We start from the raw sequence: 15368 nt of genomic DNA, 5'->3' as shown, positions 1-15368 counted from the left end.
CTGCAGGTCATCCCTGAGCGGAAGTGCATGTTTATCGTGACTATCCGCCGCTAGTCCAAGGACGAGATCAGGCGCAGGGCGTCGTCTATCTCCCATTGTTCCTCTGGCGTCACACGACCGACGCGTCTACCGAGCCTAGATGTGTCCACGGCGCCAAGCTGCTCCACGAGCAACCGGGTCGGTTGATCCCTTACCTCGATCTCCGGGCGGAAGGTCGCGGGTCTTGCACTTTGGGACGTGGGAGCCACGATCACCACGGAACGAGGAAGGAATACATCGGCTTGGAGGATGACTCCGAACCTCCGTCCCTGTTGTTCATGACCCTTCGACCTCGGGGGACGAAGCTCGTGGATGTCGCCCCTATGCACGAAGGCTTTCCATCAGTGACGCTACTTCGAGCATCTCGCGGCGATCGGCTTCGTCGGCCTCCAGCGCGGCGACCTCGGCGGCGACGAGCTCCCGGCGGCGGAGTTTCTCGGCCGACTCCACGAGTGCTCTTCTGATTGCCTCCGAGCGGGACATGCCTGTCGCTTGGAGCCGAGCTAAAGCCCGTTCAGCCTCAGGATCCAGTCGGATCGACACCGCTCTCGCCATGCGGCTACCGTATCACGAATCGTCATACGTCACTCGCAACCCCTGGCGATCGCCGGCTAGGGCTGGGAGGGCTGGCCCTCACGAACGCGCATCAGGCGTGAAGCGACCCTTTCTTCGTCCGCGTGGCCCAGAACAAGTTGCTGAGACTTTCGAGAAAATCGGTCCAGGCGCTGTCTACTGTGAGAGCACGCTCACCCGCTTGATTGCCGCGTTGCCCGACCGCGTCAGCGGTCCTGCTACTTGGGCATTCGCCAAAGCAGCCAGGGACACCCCGGCCTCAGCAGAGAAGCCTGCGAACGAACTGAAGCCGCCCGTGCCGCCCCGTGCCACGCGATCGTCATTCCCTTGTGGTGGCCAATGAACCACGCGAGGCCGACTGCGAGGCGTCCTTTCCGAATGTCGACACGAGGCTGCTGGACGTCAGTCAAGGACCCGGCCAACGGCGAATTCCCCGGATGAACGTGAGCGCGGACGTAGGTGAGGAGATCGCCTACGGAAGACTTCAGGCCCCCGGCAGGGGCGAAAGACACGAGGTCCCACCGGCTTACCTCCCGCCCCCTCTTCTTGTGACCGCGCACGAACCGCTGCTCCAAATCACTCGCAAGCGCGAATGATGTCGAGTCCAACCCCAGTGGGTCGCAGAGGCGACCATCGATTAGATGTTCATACGGGACGCCCGCGACTTTCGAGAGGACATAGCCCAGAGTCGCATATCCGAAGTTGGAGTAGCGCACCCTCTTGCTGACACCACGTCTTGCTCTGATGCGGCTGAGCGCGTTCTCGAGTCGTGACTCGCAGTAATCGTGGTACGGATTCTCGTGATTCCGCAATGCTCGCCCCCACAGATCTCGCGGAACCCGAGGGAACCGAGCCGTGTGTGTAGCAAGATCCACCAGCGTCACCTGGGACAGTGCCTGATTCTGCGTTCGCACGAACTTCGACGCGGGATCATCCAGCGCGACCTCGTTCCGTTGGGCCATCTCAGCTAAGAGAAGCGCCGTGAACGTCTTCGTAATCGACCCAATCTCGAAGATCGTCTCCTCCGCGCAAGTATCACCATCCGCGCCCAGCGATGTGACTTGAACCTGGCCATTCACCTCGATGCCGACTACGACGCACGGCGCTACACGAGTTACAGGCGCGAACACATCGACGATGCCCTCAGCTTCCATATTCATGGAAGGATCATTGTGGCAGGGTCGCTAAAGCTGCTGTTTCTCTGCCTTGAGTAAGTCAGCGAGCTCGCGCGCGTTTCGCTGTCCGTAGTCTCTGTGGCAGTTGTCTAGATCCGAATGAGCGCTGTGCGAGATCGCGTTTCCGTTCCATTCCTGAAGGCGTCGCCGCCGCACTGCGACCAGATGCTAGGAGGCCGACAGACGTTGCGACGATCCAGACGAATGTAGGGACAAAGGTTGCCATTAGGAGAGGAGGATTCGCGGCTGCGAACGGCCGGACGAGGTTGATGATTCCGACCGCGACGCCAAGCCACCAGATCCACTTAGGGAGAAGATCGCTCCTCAGACCGGCTACGGACAACGCTATAAGGGCAACAGCCAGACCGGCCTGGCCCTGGACAAGAGCCACGTATTGCAGTCCTTGCACCGTAAGGACGGTGTTGAGACTCACCTCGTAGCCGGGAACAGACGCCATCACGACCGGGATCCCGTGGCTGAAGACCTCCGAGGCCAACCCGCCCGCAAGAAACAGTGGAACAGCGATCCCCGCGATGACCCCGAGGAAGCCTGACCGATCGCCCTCCCTAACTAGGACGCGGACGCCCGAGAAGAAGGGGATCGCGAAGACGAAGATCAGGTTCGAAAGAGCGAAGACGACCACAGCGCGGTCAACGCGTTCCGGATCCTGCAAGAACCGCTCAAAATCCGCTGCCGCAGAAGACGTCCAAAATGACGGATACCCCTCGATCACTGCCGCGAGGGGTCCGTTGACGACGATCGCTGCGACCATGAGGAGACCGCTTATCCCTGCGACAGTAAGTGGCCACCGCCCCACCCGGGACGACCGAGGCTGAACTGCAGCAACATCCATCGAGACCTCCCTGTTCGTTATAGTCATCCTATATCGAGTAAAGTTGTACTCTCACCAGCGATGGCTGTCAAGCGCGAACGTTCGACCTACCGTCAGGAACAGGCCGCTGCGACTAAGGACAGGATCGCGATCGCCGCGCGGAAGCTGTTCCGCGAGCGCGGATATGGAGCGACGAGCATCGCGGCCATCGCTGAAGAGGCTGGGGTCGCCGAACCCACTGTCTACGCGGTGTTCGGGTCGAAGAAATCATTCCTACTCGCGCTGAGACAGCAGATGCACGCTGAGGTCGAGCTACCTGAGCTGACAGCGCAAGCGAAGGCGGCACCCGAGGCCAACGGGAAACTGGAGGGGTGGGCCAAGCTCCTGCGGCGCCAGATGGAGCGGAGTTATGACGTCATCGCTGCGCATCGAGAAGCCGCCCGGGTAGATCCGGCTGCTGCCGAGGAGTATCGAACCGTCCTCGAGAGCCGCGCGAGCGTCATGCAGGAGTTCGTGGCCGAACTCGCCTCAGACCTAGCCCCGGGCCTCGATCTTCACAGTGCCACCGACGTCTTGTGGGCACTTTCTAATGAGGAGATCTACCGCGAGTTGGTACACGAGAGGGGATGGGCACCCAGTCGCTACGAGGCATGGATGGTCCAGACGCTTAAGCAGCAGCTCCTCGGTCAGTAGAGCATTGTGCCGGTTACTCAGGCCTCACAGGTGCAACATCTTGGGTCTTTAGCAAGTCAGCCAGCTCTCTGGCGTTGCGCTGTGCGTAATCTCTGTGGCAGTTGTCTAGATCCGGATGACCGCTGTGCTAGATGCCGAATTCGCAGGTCGCTCCTGAGCGAAAGGCCGATGTTTATCAGGACTAACGGCTGCGCCCGCCGCCGGGAGTGACAACTCCCGGAGGGCGCCTACGGGCCCGGCTTTACCGTCATCAGAAAGACAACGGTCGTCATGAGGAGCGCATCGAGGCGACCTGCGTTGCGCAATCGGATCAGTCCCCTCTTCATTTCATGATCCAGCGTGGTTGAAGAACGCAAGCCCTCTTCCAGACGCTTTACGGTCGGACCGATGAAGACGCCTCCGATCGCCATCGAAGCGACTACACCGACCAGACCGCCGACCACGAACATTCGGTCGAACCCCCAGTTCCCTTCAAGTACCAACCAAAGACCGGTAACAAGAACAATCATCGATGCCGGACCGAAAAGCGTCTTTCCGAGACGCTCTCCTTCCCGGACAACGGTTCTCAGGGTCCCGGTGTCGTCGGTCGCCGCGGCACGCTCCGTGAATATCTGAAACAGGAACCCGGGGCCGACCCACAGGATGACCGCCAAGACATGGCCAAAGAGCAAGACTCTGTACAACAAGATTCGCCTCCTAAGTGTGAGCTGTGAGAGTCAGCGGATAGCTATAGCGACCTCTGCGACGGCTGGCTCGGCGAGCACGAGAAAGACCGCCGCTGCCGCACCGATCAGGCCCCGCGCCCAGACACAGCCAACCCGGCGTCCCCACCGTCACCCCTGATGCCTGTCCACCCATAGCTGCCCGTATTCTAAGGATACCTGTATTTCAGGCTACCTTAGTGTTTAATGGCCCGCGATGCAAGAGGAGGCTCCCGGGCACCCTGACGACCGCCTGAACACGATCTCCATGCTTGGACAGGCGTACAGCCTTCTCGGCTTCCAGATCGTCGATGGTGTGGTTGGCGCGGGTTACCCGCAGAAGCCGAAACACTCTGCTGTGTTCGCCCAGATCGATCGCGAGGGCTCTCGACTCACCGACCTGGCTCGTCGAGCGAACATGACCCCGCAGGCCATGGGCGAGCTCGTGGACGAGCTCGAAGAGCTCGGGTACGTCGAGCGACAACCCGATCCAACAGACCGCCGGGCCAAGCTGATCGTGCTCACCCCTAACGGGTGGGCCGCGGTAGAGGCGGCGAAGCAAACGATCGTCGGCCTCGAAGCTCGCGTCGATGAGATCCTCGGCGAACAAGGACACCGCACTCTCCGCGAGTTGCTAGCTAGGCTGCTCCGCGCCGAGGGGTAAGCGCCGTCGTTCTCAGACCGATCGTTCCTTGAACGAGAGTGACCGAACGCGACATGCCACCTCAGCAGAGTGGCTACCAAGGCTAGCCGGGACCGAGCACGAGATACACATCGTCTCCGTTCGGTCACTGACTACGTCCTCAGTGACCTAGACGGATGTTCGGGGCCGCAGTCGGAACCTCATTACAACAGTCGCTCCTTCAAGAGTCATGCTGGTGTGACAGTTCAGCAAGCTCCCTCGCGTTTTGTTGGGCAAAACTAGCTCTTCACTCCAGCGGCGAGTCTGGGGCTGAGGGCAGAAGCGTCCGGATCAGTGTCTCCGCTAGCCATCCGGCATGCTCAGCCTGGCTCCACCTAAGCTCGTCACAAAGCTTCCGCCCCATGTCGGGACTTGCAAGGGCCCACATGATTTCCCCTGCGCGTTCAACGTGGCACCGCAGCGCTCCTCGTTCTGCGATCCATCCGGCGTAGATATGCATGTTCTGCAGGCGGTAAGCCTCCATCTCTTTCAAGACGGCAGCCGACTCCGGCTCCACAGCCGATGCAGTCCGCAGGATCTCGAACACGGGACGGAGGTCGCCCGAGATTTTGGTGAAGATCTCCGCGAACATCTCGAGTTGGCGTCGCTGATCTTGCTCGGTGCGGATCGCTTGAACATCAGGACGATCCCTCACGCTTGCTACGGCACCATCCGGAACGAGACGCTGATCGATGAGAGCCGTGAGGACGCGGACCTTGCTCCCGAATGCGGCGTAAACGGTGTCCGGGACGACGCCAGCCCCTTCAGCGATGGCCCGGATCGACGTTCGGGCGTACCCGTCCTCCAGGAACAACCTAGTGGCGGCCTCGAGGATCCGAGTGCGCGTCTGCTCCGCCTGCTCCTGTCTGACTTTGGAGTTGTACTTGCGCTTCTTGACGGGCTTCGCCATATCGTCCTATATTCGCTCTAGTAATACCCGGATGAATACTGCTACGCTCGGATGATACTGCCACGGAGGTCGGGCAGCGTGGTCTGGACAAGGAGGAGCGAGTCTCATGAGCCTTCCCATCGGGTTCAATCACGTGGCCATTGTGACGAAGGACCTCGATCGCCTCGGTCGCTTCTACAGCGAGGTCTTCGAGGCTGAAACTGTTTGGAGTGGCGAGACACCCTTGCGCGGAGGTATCCCCCACGCCTTCATCGAACTGAATCCCACGACGGCTATCCACGCGTTCGAGCTTCCTGAGGAGCACGTGGACGGGTTGGGCGGCGAGCTCCTCGCGCGCGGCAGGGTTGACCACTTCGCCCTCTCGGTACCTGACGGGTCCCTGCTCGAAAAGTTGCGGGCGCGCCTCGTTGAGGGGGGCTATAGCCCCGGGACGATCTCCCGATTCGGTTCAGTCATCAGTCTCTACTTCGAAGACCCAGATGGCATGCCCTGTGAGGTGTGTTGCCTTGCAGCGGGGAGCCGGGGCTTTGCCGATTGTGCTGCCCCCGAGCCCAGCGATCCGTTCTGGTCCCGTAACGACAGCGATAGTTAGCGCGGGAAGGGTTACTTGACGATTGTTGAGGCCAAGTGCTTGATGCAGCAGGCCTATCCGGCAGCATGCAACAAGTGGGCAAGTTCTCTTGCGTTCCGTTGTGCGTAGTCTCTGTGGCAGTTGTCTAGATCTCGATTAGCGCTGTGCTAGAAGCCGTGTCCGCAGGTCGGCCGTAAGCGACGGGCAATATTTATCAGGACTAGCCGGGCTACCGAGAGGGCGCATCTTCTTCTTCGCCGGTTGCGCATGAGGTCGTGTTCGCCTCGGAGATTGATCCAGAAATCAAGTGTTGTCCCCGGGGCGCCGGCCAGCAGCCGAGGCGTGGTCCGACTCCGCTCTTAGCAGAGGTGTAACAGGCAGTCTCGCCTGCACCACAGTTCCTTGATTGACCTTGCTGGTGATCGTCAATTCGCCGCCCAATGCCTCAGCCCGATCGCGCAATCCGCGAAGCCCAGACCTGCCGTCCGCTTCACTCGCGCCTCCCACCCCCGCGTCCGCCACCACAACCGTCAGCCACCCCTCTGACAACGTGACCTTCACCCGGGCCCCATCGGTCTGAGCGTGTTTGGCCACATTGGCGAGCGCCTCGGAGACAATGAAATAGACGTTCGCCTCCACCATTGCAAGGGGACGCTGTGGGACCCGAACGTCAAGCTCGACCCTTATTGGAGATCTGTCTCGAAGCAGCTCCAGGGCTGCCGGGAGGCCCCCATCAAGCAGCGCCTGTGGATAGAGACCATGCGAGAGAGACCGAAGCTCGTCGACGGCCTCCAACAGTTCCGTAGACAGTGCCGCAAGGTCTTCACGCAGCGGATCGGGAGCCTGACCCTGCAGCAGTTTGGCCGTGAGCGAAGCGCCAAGCAAACGTTGCTGCGCGCCGTCATGCAGATCGCGCTCGATCCGTCTCCTCGCTTGTTCCTCCGCTGCAACCAAACGAGCCCGAGAAGCCTTCACATCTGCGAGGTGCTCCTGCCGTTCGGCAGCCAATCGCGTATTCGCCAAAACTATGGCTGCCACGGAACCAGCGGAATTCAAAAGACGGGGGTGTTCCGAGAGGGCGCTGTCGTGGAGGAGGGCTCCCAACCTCGTCCCTTCGTGTTCGAGCCACCGGAGGGATCGAGATGACGTCTCGTCGGGTGGAGCGACCGGCTTGCCCGCTGAATCGCGCAGACTTCCGTCCGGAAAGAGCTCTGCCAACACGAGCGTCGGATCTCCAAGTACGGCGCGTAGTGCCCCCTCAAGATCATCCTCGCCTCCGCGGGCTCCAGCGATCAGGTCGGCAACCCGACCACGTCTGAATCGATCTCTGCTCATCCCCAGGAGAACGCCCGCCGGCATGAGGACGTAGGAGGCCGTGCCAGCCGTAGCAGCAACGAGCGGAAGGCTTAGGGCCGTCTCAACCCCGACCTTCGTCAACCACTCCAGACCGGTAAACAGGCTCAGGATGACCAAGAACACAATCGCCGGCAGCTGCAGGGGCCAGTAGACCTGGCGTCCGGCCGGCGTAGCGCGCCACCACGACAGGCCGAGCATGCTGGCGACCACCACTCCCGTGACGGCGAAGATCCCCAAAGCGAGGATCTCCATCACCGAGAAGAACTCAGGCCATGGGTGTACGAGCAGAGCATTCAGCGAACTCGGGCAGCCTGGGCACATGGCTGCGTATCGGGGAAGCGAGGGGTCCCAGAAAAGAAGCGTGATCGGACCCCACAAGAAATTTGTCAGCCACAGGGCCGCGACGATCCACCTTCGCGCCGCGCCCTCGAGTACACCGTCCGGATACGCGAGAACGAGCCAGGCGACAAATGCGAAATCCACCCAACCGATCACGCCTGAGAAAGTCCACAGCAAAGGGTTCTGAGAGGTCCACCAGTAGGCGGGTATCAACCAGCCCGATAACGCGCAGGCCGAAAGCAACAGCGCCAGGCGGCGTCGCGAGTACGCCCGCCACGCCACGACAGCGGCGATGCTGAATATGAGAGCTCCAGCGACGCGTCCGTACCACACGCTGGGGGCCGCGATCGAGCGGAACCACGCGAACAGGAGGAAGGTCACTAGCAACGAGGCGAACACGGCCACGCCGGCCAACACTTTGGGAGCCGTCGGCTCTCTCGTACCAGCCTCGATAGTCATCGATGTTGACCGATATTAGGGCCGACACCCTGCCTGGGGCAGCCCAGGCACCGCAAACGTCTGCACGAACACATCGGTCGGTCCTTCGGTCGCTTGGGACCCGCCGAGGACAGCGGAGACCACGAACCCACAGCTGGAGGAACCGAGGCCGGTGAAAAGGCCTAGCCCCGCATCTTCAACCTCGGAGAAATAAGGCACCGTTGTGTGATCGAAGGGCTCGCCGATCTGTTCGGTCGACCATGTCGCCCCACCATCTCTTGATACACGCAAGACCTCTGTCGTCAGGGGTCGTCCGTCCGCATCGTACGAGCGCGAGTAATGCAGGACTCCGATTGCGTTGGATCCCATCACTTCTAGAGAGGGGTAGGGACCACCGCGGCCGTCGAGCTCGTACGACCCAATGGAGGAGCTCGACCAGGAGACTCCGAGGTCGTTCGACGTCATCAGGGACATCCGGAAGGCCCCGCCCGTCTTCGTGACCAGCAACATGCGCAGAGTGCCGTCGGGTTCCGCCACGACCTCGGGCCACAAGGCCTCCGACTCGGGTGCAATCACACGGGGGTCGCTCCACGTCAGCCCCTTGTCTTCTGAGGAGACCACGTAGATCGGACCCTCTGATGCGCTCCCAGCCGTGAGCGCTCTCACCCCGTTGCTCTTCTGGAACAAGACCAGGATCTCGCCTGTGGGAAGTGCCACGGGAGAAGCCTGCAACAATGAACCTGTTCCGAGATCGACGTCGACCACGTGACGATCTATAACGAGTCCATCCGCCACCCGCACGAGCTGCAACACTTCGGCTCCTAGCTCCATGTCCGTGACGAGGACATCCAGAACATCGGTATCTGGTTCAACGGTGGCCATATCCATATCGGCGAGCACTGGTCCGTCGCCGAGCTCTATCGGGGGCAGCCATGAGTCCCCACCGTCCGTCGAATAACTCAGCGACACCGAATTGACCGGATTTTCCCAGGTCAAGTGCGGATGCGAGATCAGATAGAGGCCGCGGTTGCCCGTGAAGTGAAGCCGGGGGTGAAGTACGCGGTCCCGTTGGCCACCCGTGCAAGTGGTAAGCCCAGGGACGAGTGAATTCTTCCAGGTCGATCCTGCGTCTTTGCTGGACGCGGTGACCACCCCCAGACCTTCGTCTTGGACCCAAGCTGACACGATCCGATCTGGGTTTCCCGGATCGGCTGTCACGTCAGTCTCCCACTCCCAATGCGGATTGCCTCGGTCGACGTCGCAGTCATGGCTGCCCCCTGCCACGAATGGGCTGGAGCTAGAGACCTTGACCGCGCCCGCTGAGGGCCTGGCTCCTGCTCCTGCCAGCCCTGAGAAAACTGATAGCGCACTAAGAACCGTCACAAAAGCTGCCCTACGTCGTTTCACTGATCGCCTCCCTTGTCTGATGACACAAGGTGGCATCCGAAGTGACTATCCGGCATCCGTAACAGCGCGCTTTCCTTTAGGTGCTAGCACGGAGCCCGATGAGGCCTTATGCCACACTCCACCTAATGAGAGTCGTCATCGGCGAAGACTCGGCACTCTTCCGCGAGGGCCTGAAGCGCCTTCTTGTCGAAAACGAGATCGAGGTTGTTGGAGAAGCGAGCGACCTTCCGAGCGTTCTAACGGAGGTCCATAATCAGCAGCCTGACGTCGCTGTGATGGACATCCGCTTGCCGCCGACGAACACCGATGAAGGTGTGCGCGCGGCGGAAGAGATATTCGTCACCGCTCCTGATGTTGGTGTCCTCGTCCTGTCTCAAGTTGTGGATGCCCGCTTCGCTACGCGACTGCTCGAGGGGCGAACTACCGGGATCGGGTACCTCCTCAAGGATCGGGTAGTTGACCTAGGCGCCTTTATCAGCGCCATCAAGACCGTGGGGGCCCGTGGCTCGGTGATCGACCCAGAGGTGGTGACTCAACTGGTTCAGCGCGAACGCGATAAGGGCCCCCTCCACTTACTAAGCGAGAGAGAAACGAACGTCCTCACACTGATGGCACGCGGCATGTCGAATGCTGCGATCGGCGGCGAGCTCTTTTTGAGCGAACGCACCGTCGAATCCCACGTCGCCACCGTCTTTAGGAAACTCAACATCGACAGTGGCACGGAAAGCAATCGCCGCGTCCTCGCGGTTCTCGCATACCTAAGGGCCACATAGGCCGCCTCCTATCAAGAATCGCCTGACACCGCTGAGGTAAGCCAGCCCATGAGCGGCCTTGGTTCACGAGCCTCGATCGCGTAAAAGTTCAGCCAGCTCCTTTGCATTTCGTTGTGCGTAATCTCTGTGGCAGTTGTTCATCAGCACGTGCGTTTCCTTCGCCTCGCTCGCCAGCTCCTGCACCCGCGCGGCCCATTCCTTCAGCTCCTTCTCCGAGTACAGATATGCGAAGCGGCGTTGCACGGAGCCGCTCTCCCACTCGTCACGGTTGTGACCGTGGAAACGAACCACGGCTAGATCAGAGGTGGCGGCCACTACCGGAGGCACCGAGCTCTTGAAGCCCTGCGGCATGTCGACGCAGACGTAGGCGAGGTCGTGGCCCTCCAAGAACTCCAGCGTCTCCTCGCGGTTGTCCTCGCTCATCCAGGTCGGCTGACGGAACTCGACGCAGATCTTCATCGGCGCAGCGCGCCTCGCGCACTCGAGGATGTATTCCTTGTTGCGCCGGGAGATCGGGAACCAGTGCGGGAACTGGAACAACAACGCACCCAGCTTGCCCGCCTGGTGAAGCGGCGCGAGCGCCGACAGGAACCGCTCCCATACCTCGTCCACTGTCTTCGGATCGAGATCGCCGATGTAGATGTTCTTCTTGTCCGACTCCGGCCGAAGATCCTCGTACAGCGCTTGCAGCTTGGTGGGGTGCTGGGTCAGCAGCGAGAAAGCCTTGACGTTGAAGGTGAAGTCCTTCGGCGTGCGCTCGACCCACAACTCCGAGTTCTTCTCGCTCGGCGGGAAGTAGTAGGTCGAGTCCACCTCGACCAGCGGGAAGTGTTCCGCATAGAAGCGCAGCCGCTCCTCCGCGGAGTCCACTCCCTTCGGGTACCAGCCTGACTGCAGCAGGCTCTTATCGGTCCAGGAAGCAGTACCTACGAGGATGTCGCCCATGCTGAGGAGGAATTGTCGCCTACCGTCACGTCGGTCCGAGGAGGGACCCGCGTGACGTCGTGCCCGGCCTCCTGCATCAGGTCGTGGAACCAGATCGCATCACGAAGGGCGCACGCCCGGGGGTCGTTGTTGAAGAAAACGTAGCTGTCTGCACCCGTCCCCCACTCGGCACTGAGTCGCTCCACCCACGGGACGAGGGCTTTCTTGCGGTAACAGGGAATCGGCTTGCCGTAACCCTGGTGGAAGCGCAGGAACGTCCACTCCGCCGTCTTCCAGATGGGTGTCAGAGGCTTCTCGCCACGGTCGGCCATGCAAAGCGCCGCTTGATGTTTTTCGAGGACTCCTCGAACCTCGTCGTTCCACCACGACTCGTGGCGGGGCTCCACGGCCAGCCGCAGCCCCGGCGGAAAGGCGGTTAACGTGCGATCGAGGTTCTCCGGATCGGATCTGAGCGTCGGGGGTAACTGGATGAGGATCGGGCCGAGCTTGTCTTTCAAGTGCCGGACGTGCTTCATGAACCGCGCCACGGGCTCTTCAGGCTCTTGCAGCCTCTTGATGTGGGTCAGATAACGGCTCACCTTCGCCGCGAACAGGAAGTCGTCCGGCGTTTTGGCGTACCACTTCGCGAACGTCTCTTCTTTGGGTAGACGGTAGAAGGTGACGTTCAGCTCGACGATTCGGAAGCGTTCGAAATAGAAGTCGAGCCACTTCGTCTGAGCTGTCCCCTTGGGATAAAAGGTCTCACGCCAGTGCGCGTACTGCCATCCCGAGGTTCCGAGGTAGACGGTCACCTCGCGTCCTTGCCTTCAATCGACAACCTCTACGCGCCCTTCTTCTTCAGAGCCCGCTCGAGCTCGGCTTTGTTCATCGAGGAGCGACCCTCGATGCCGCGACGCTTAGCCTCGTTGTAGAGCTGCTCTTTCGTGCGACCTTTGGGGCGGTTGGTCCCAGACCTCAGCCCGCCGCGCCGCGACGATGACATGTCATCGGTAGAGGACTTGCTGGCTGTCTTGGACTGGCCCTTTTGAGCCCGCTCCTTGTTGACGGTTGCCGCCGCTATGCGCTTCGCGGTTTTCGTCGACTTCCCTTGATCCTTCGCGGAGTCCTTGATGTGCTCGTACTTCCGCTCCTGCTTCGCCGTCCACTCCTTCGGCATCGCGCCCTCCTCCTCGTCGGGAATCCTCCCCTAGGCCCATACCCCACCCTTAGCATCACAACTCACTTTGGGAGCCGCCCACGTGCGTGCCTTCCTGCTGTTCCGGCTGTTCGAAGCCGAGAGCTCCAGAAGAGCTTCACTCGAAACTCTGTAGCGATGTCAACATGGGGGGGATGAAGCCGCAGCGGATCGAACCCGGGCCGGGACAGGAGTCGGTATGGGACTACCCGCGGCCGCCTCGGCTAGAGCCGAGCCGCCGCCACGTGAGGGTGGTCTTCGCGAACGAGGCCGTAGCCGAGTCCGGCTCGGCCCTGCGAGTGTGCGAGACCGCGGGTCCACCCGTGTACTACGTCCCGCCGCAGGATGTCCGGATGGATCTGTTGGTTCCGGTGGAGCATGCGTCGTTCTGCGAATGGAAAGGACACGCCTCCTACTTCGACCTCGACCTGGGGGGCCGCGTCTCGCACCGGGCAGCATGGAGCTACGCGCAGCCGACGGAGCCATTCCGCCAACTGCAGGGGTTCATCGCGTTCTACCCGGGCCGCGTCGACGCCGCCTATCTAGACGACGAGAGAGTGCGACCACAGCCGGGAGATTTCTACGGAGGCTGGATCACCGACGACATCGTCGGCCCCTTCAAGGGGATCCCCGGCAGCGACGGTTGGTAGACCTGAACGAAACTACGACTCGAGGTCTGGGAGCCCCTCGAAAGTGGTTGAGGCCTCTGCATAGAGACGCCGCGGGATCCGGCCCGCGTTCCGCGCAAGTCGTCCGGCTTCAACCGCTTTGCGGATCGCCTCCGCCATAGCGGCCGGTTTCTCTGCGCGCGTGATCGCGCTGGCGGCAAGCACGGCCCCGCAGCCGAGCTCCATCGCGAGCGCTGCGTCGGACGCCGTTCCGATACCCGCGTCCAGCACCACCGGCACGCGCGCCTGGTCGGTTATCAACCGGATGTTGTAGGGGTTGCGGATCCCCATCCCGCTGCCGATGGGAGAACCGAGCGGCATCACCGCGGCGCAGCCGAGCCGCGCTAGCCGCGTCGCCAGGATGGGATCGTCATTGGTGTAGGCCAGGACGACGAATCCCTCGTCGACCAGAGCCTCGGCCGCTTCCAGCAGCCCGACCGGGTCCGGCAGCAGGGTCCGGTCGTCGCCGATGACCTCGAGCTTTATCCAGTCGGTGCCGAACGCCTCGCGCGCGAGCCGCGCGGTCGCGATCGCGTCGCTTGCGGTGAAGCAGCCTGCGGTGTTGGGGAGCACCTTGCACCCGGTCCGCTCCAGAACGTCGAGGATCGAGCCGCGCGCGGTGGGGTCCACCCGCCTCAACGCGACGGTCGCTATCTCGGCCCCCGAGGCGATCACGGCCTCCTCCAACGCGTCGAGGCTGGTGGCTCCTCCGGTGCCGATGATCAACCGGGACGAGAACACCTCGCCCGCTATGACCAGTGGATCTTCCACCTAGCCTCCTCCTACAGCGCGCAGCACCTCGACGCGGTCGTCTTCGTGGAGCTGGAGAGTGCGCCATGCCGCACGCGATACCACCTCTCCGTTCACCGCAACCGCGACACCTCTCATGGCTGCATCTGTGGGGTTCAACGACAAGACCGCGTCGAACACCGTGGCTTCGTCGCGAAGGTTCGCGCTCTGCCCGTTCAGCGTCACGTTCACGACGCTTGCTCCACCCGATCGAACCTGCGCGGCGAGAAGGGCGCGATCTCGCCCGGCACCTCACCGGTGTTCAGAAGCGCCGAGATCGCGTCGGCGGTGACGGGCAGCAGCAGAACGCCGTTGCGGTAGTGCCCTGTGGCGATGATCAAGCCGCGCACGCCCGCCGGTCCCAGCAGCGGCGCGTTGTCCGGCGTCCCGGGGCGGTGGCCAACCGCGACCTCCACCAGCTCCATCTCTGCAACCCCGGGAAAGAGCTCCGAGGCCGCTCGCAACAGATCGTGTACCGCGCCGGCGGTAACTGCTGGGTCGAAACCCTGCTCCTCGACGGTGGCGCCGACGACGAGACGCCCGTCCGGGCGCGGCACCAGATAGACCTCCAGGCCCCTGATGTTGCGCGAGGGCAGCGGCGTCGCGTCGCGCGACCGCAGATGCAGGAGCTGCCCCTTGACGGGCCGAACCCGGAGCAACGGGGTGCCGTCTATCCGCCCGCTGTGCGCGCCCGCGGCGATCACGACCTGCGCGGCCGCGAGGTGACGCCTGTCGCTCAACACCACTCCGGTCACCGAGTCGTCCTCGATGTCGACGCGCGCCACCTTCGCTACCTCGAACGTCACGCCTCTCGCGGCGCACGCGCGCAGCAGCGCCTCGACGAGCGATCGGTTGTCTACCTGGTGGTCCCCCTCGACCATTATCCCGCCCCGCACGGACGGCACCAGTGAGGGCTCCAGGTCGCGCACCTCGCGGCTTCGCAACCGCGTGACCTCCAACCCGAGACGTTGCTGGAACATGAACACCTCCGCGAGCGCGGCGTTGTCGTCTTGATCGCGCGCCACCAAGAGGGTGCCGCAGCGCCGGTGGCCGACCGCTACACCGGCATCGCGTTGGAGCTCGGCCACGAAGCGCGGGTAGCGAGCATGCGATTCCAGGTTCAACGCCAACAACGGCACCTCGCCGTAATGGACCTCGGTTACGGGCGCGAGCATCCCGGCGGCTGCCCACGACGCGCCTCGGCCGGGTCTCGCGTCCGCCACCACGACCTCCAGGCCTGCGGATGCAGCGCGCCACGCGATCCCGAGGCCGATGACGCCGCCGCCCGCGATCACCACCCGGT

At 62.3% G+C, this 15368-nt stretch carries 19 protein-coding genes; 5 read left to right on the top strand and 14 right to left on the bottom strand.

Translation table 11 applies throughout. From position 1 onward, the window contains the following. Nucleotides 1-50: 50 nt before the first annotated feature. From M3N53_11710 to M3N53_11695, 4 genes are all read right to left on the bottom strand, one after another. Nucleotides 51-368 (bottom strand): type II toxin-antitoxin system PemK/MazF family toxin, encoded by a 318-nt coding sequence (locus tag M3N53_11710; GenBank protein MDP9068992.1) that lies wholly within the window; start codon nt 366-368, stop codon nt 51-53. Next, on the bottom strand, nt 361-594 hold the full coding sequence (locus M3N53_11705) for a ribbon-helix-helix protein, CopG family (GenBank protein ID MDP9068991.1): 234 nt from the start codon (nt 592-594) through the stop codon (nt 361-363). The genes M3N53_11710 and M3N53_11705 overlap by 8 nt, the downstream gene beginning before the upstream one ends. Before the next feature lie 236 nt (nt 595-830). Further along, a complete protein-coding gene (locus tag M3N53_11700; protein MDP9068990.1) occupies nt 831-1772 on the bottom strand; it encodes a beta-lactamase family protein in 942 nt (313 codons plus the stop codon). A 55-nt stretch (nt 1773-1827) separates the two neighbouring features. Continuing rightward, entirely contained in the window at nt 1828-2559 is a 732-nt protein-coding gene (locus tag M3N53_11695) for a hypothetical protein (GenBank protein ID MDP9068989.1), read from the bottom strand. Nucleotides 2560-2700: 141 nt separating this feature from the next. Here M3N53_11695 and M3N53_11690 point away from each other — a divergent pair, with 141 nt between their 5' ends. Continuing rightward, nucleotides 2701-3312, top strand: a complete 612-nt coding sequence (locus tag M3N53_11690; protein ID MDP9068988.1) for a TetR/AcrR family transcriptional regulator — start codon at nt 2701-2703, stop codon at nt 3310-3312. Nucleotides 3313-3539: 227 nt separating this feature from the next. Here the strand turns inward: M3N53_11690 and M3N53_11685 are convergent, their stop codons facing one another. Further along, nucleotides 3540-3998 carry a DUF2269 family protein gene (locus tag M3N53_11685; protein ID MDP9068987.1) on the bottom strand — a complete coding sequence of 153 codons (459 nt, stop codon included), beginning with the start codon at nt 3996-3998 and terminating at the stop codon, nt 3540-3542. 232 nt (nt 3999-4230) lie between these two features. Between M3N53_11685 and M3N53_11680 the strand changes: the two genes are divergently transcribed. Further along, nucleotides 4231-4677 (top strand): MarR family transcriptional regulator, encoded by a 447-nt coding sequence (locus M3N53_11680; protein ID MDP9068986.1) that lies wholly within the window; start codon nt 4231-4233, stop codon nt 4675-4677. A gap of 265 nt (nt 4678-4942) precedes the next feature. On the opposite strand, the gene M3N53_11675 is transcribed toward M3N53_11680, so the two are convergent. Next, nucleotides 4943-5605 (bottom strand): TetR/AcrR family transcriptional regulator, encoded by a 663-nt coding sequence (locus tag M3N53_11675; GenBank protein ID MDP9068985.1) that lies wholly within the window; start codon nt 5603-5605, stop codon nt 4943-4945. A gap of 106 nt (nt 5606-5711) precedes the next feature. Between M3N53_11675 and M3N53_11670 the strand changes: the two genes are divergently transcribed. Continuing rightward, nucleotides 5712-6197, top strand: coding sequence for a VOC family protein (locus M3N53_11670; protein ID MDP9068984.1), 486 nt, complete (start codon nt 5712-5714; stop codon nt 6195-6197). Nucleotides 6198-6479: 282 nt separating this feature from the next. Here the strand turns inward: M3N53_11670 and M3N53_11665 are convergent, their stop codons facing one another. Beyond that, on the bottom strand, nt 6480-8330 hold the full coding sequence (locus tag M3N53_11665) for a sensor histidine kinase (protein MDP9068983.1): 1851 nt from the start codon (nt 8328-8330) through the stop codon (nt 6480-6482). 15 nt (nt 8331-8345) lie between these two features. Further along, nucleotides 8346-9278 (bottom strand): glycoside hydrolase, encoded by a 933-nt coding sequence (locus M3N53_11660; protein MDP9068982.1) that lies wholly within the window; start codon nt 9276-9278, stop codon nt 8346-8348. 563 nt (nt 9279-9841) lie between these two features. Here M3N53_11660 and M3N53_11655 point away from each other — a divergent pair. Then, entirely contained in the window at nt 9842-10489 is a 648-nt protein-coding gene (locus tag M3N53_11655; protein ID MDP9068981.1) for a response regulator transcription factor, read from the top strand. A gap of 63 nt (nt 10490-10552) precedes the next feature. Here the strand turns inward: M3N53_11655 and M3N53_11650 are convergent, their stop codons facing one another. The 3 genes from M3N53_11650 to M3N53_11640 are packed head-to-tail and all read right to left on the bottom strand — an operon-like array spanning nt 10553 to nt 12590. Further along, nucleotides 10553-11434 carry a DUF72 domain-containing protein gene (locus tag M3N53_11650; protein MDP9068980.1) on the bottom strand — a complete coding sequence of 294 codons (882 nt, stop codon included), beginning with the start codon at nt 11432-11434 and terminating at the stop codon, nt 10553-10555. Continuing rightward, nucleotides 11416-12225: a DUF72 domain-containing protein gene (locus M3N53_11645; protein ID MDP9068979.1), complete on the bottom strand. Its 810-nt coding sequence runs from the start codon at nt 12223-12225 to the stop codon at nt 11416-11418. The genes M3N53_11650 and M3N53_11645 overlap by 19 nt, the downstream gene beginning before the upstream one ends. A gap of 29 nt (nt 12226-12254) precedes the next feature. Continuing rightward, the gene (locus M3N53_11640; GenBank protein ID MDP9068978.1) at nt 12255-12590 is read right to left on the bottom strand and encodes a plasmid stabilization protein; all 336 of its coding nucleotides are present in this window, start codon (nt 12588-12590) and stop codon (nt 12255-12257) included. Nucleotides 12591-12763: 173 nt separating this feature from the next. Here M3N53_11640 and M3N53_11635 point away from each other — a divergent pair, with 173 nt between their 5' ends. After that, nucleotides 12764-13258 carry a DUF427 domain-containing protein gene (locus tag M3N53_11635; protein ID MDP9068977.1) on the top strand — a complete coding sequence of 165 codons (495 nt, stop codon included), beginning with the start codon at nt 12764-12766 and terminating at the stop codon, nt 13256-13258. 12 nt (nt 13259-13270) lie between these two features. Here the strand turns inward: M3N53_11635 and M3N53_11630 are convergent, their stop codons facing one another. The 3 genes from M3N53_11630 to thiO are packed head-to-tail and all read right to left on the bottom strand — an operon-like array spanning nt 13271 to nt 15360. Next, complete coding sequence (locus M3N53_11630; GenBank protein MDP9068976.1) at nt 13271-14047, bottom strand: thiazole synthase; 777 nt, start codon at nt 14045-14047, stop codon at nt 13271-13273. Then, the gene (gene thiS / locus M3N53_11625; GenBank protein MDP9068975.1) at nt 14048-14257 is read right to left on the bottom strand and encodes a sulfur carrier protein ThiS; all 210 of its coding nucleotides are present in this window, start codon (nt 14255-14257) and stop codon (nt 14048-14050) included. Next, a complete protein-coding gene (gene thiO, locus M3N53_11620; protein ID MDP9068974.1) occupies nt 14254-15360 on the bottom strand; it encodes a glycine oxidase ThiO in 1107 nt (368 codons plus the stop codon). The genes thiS and thiO overlap by 4 nt, the downstream gene beginning before the upstream one ends. Nucleotides 15361-15368: the final 8 nt, after the last annotated feature.

This window comes from Actinomycetota bacterium (assembly GCA_030776625.1).
Taxonomy (GTDB): domain Bacteria; phylum Actinomycetota; class CADDZG01; order CADDZG01; family WHSQ01; genus MB1-2.
Note: the sequence above shows the minus strand (reverse complement) of the source record. Positions and strands in the feature narration are given on the sequence as shown.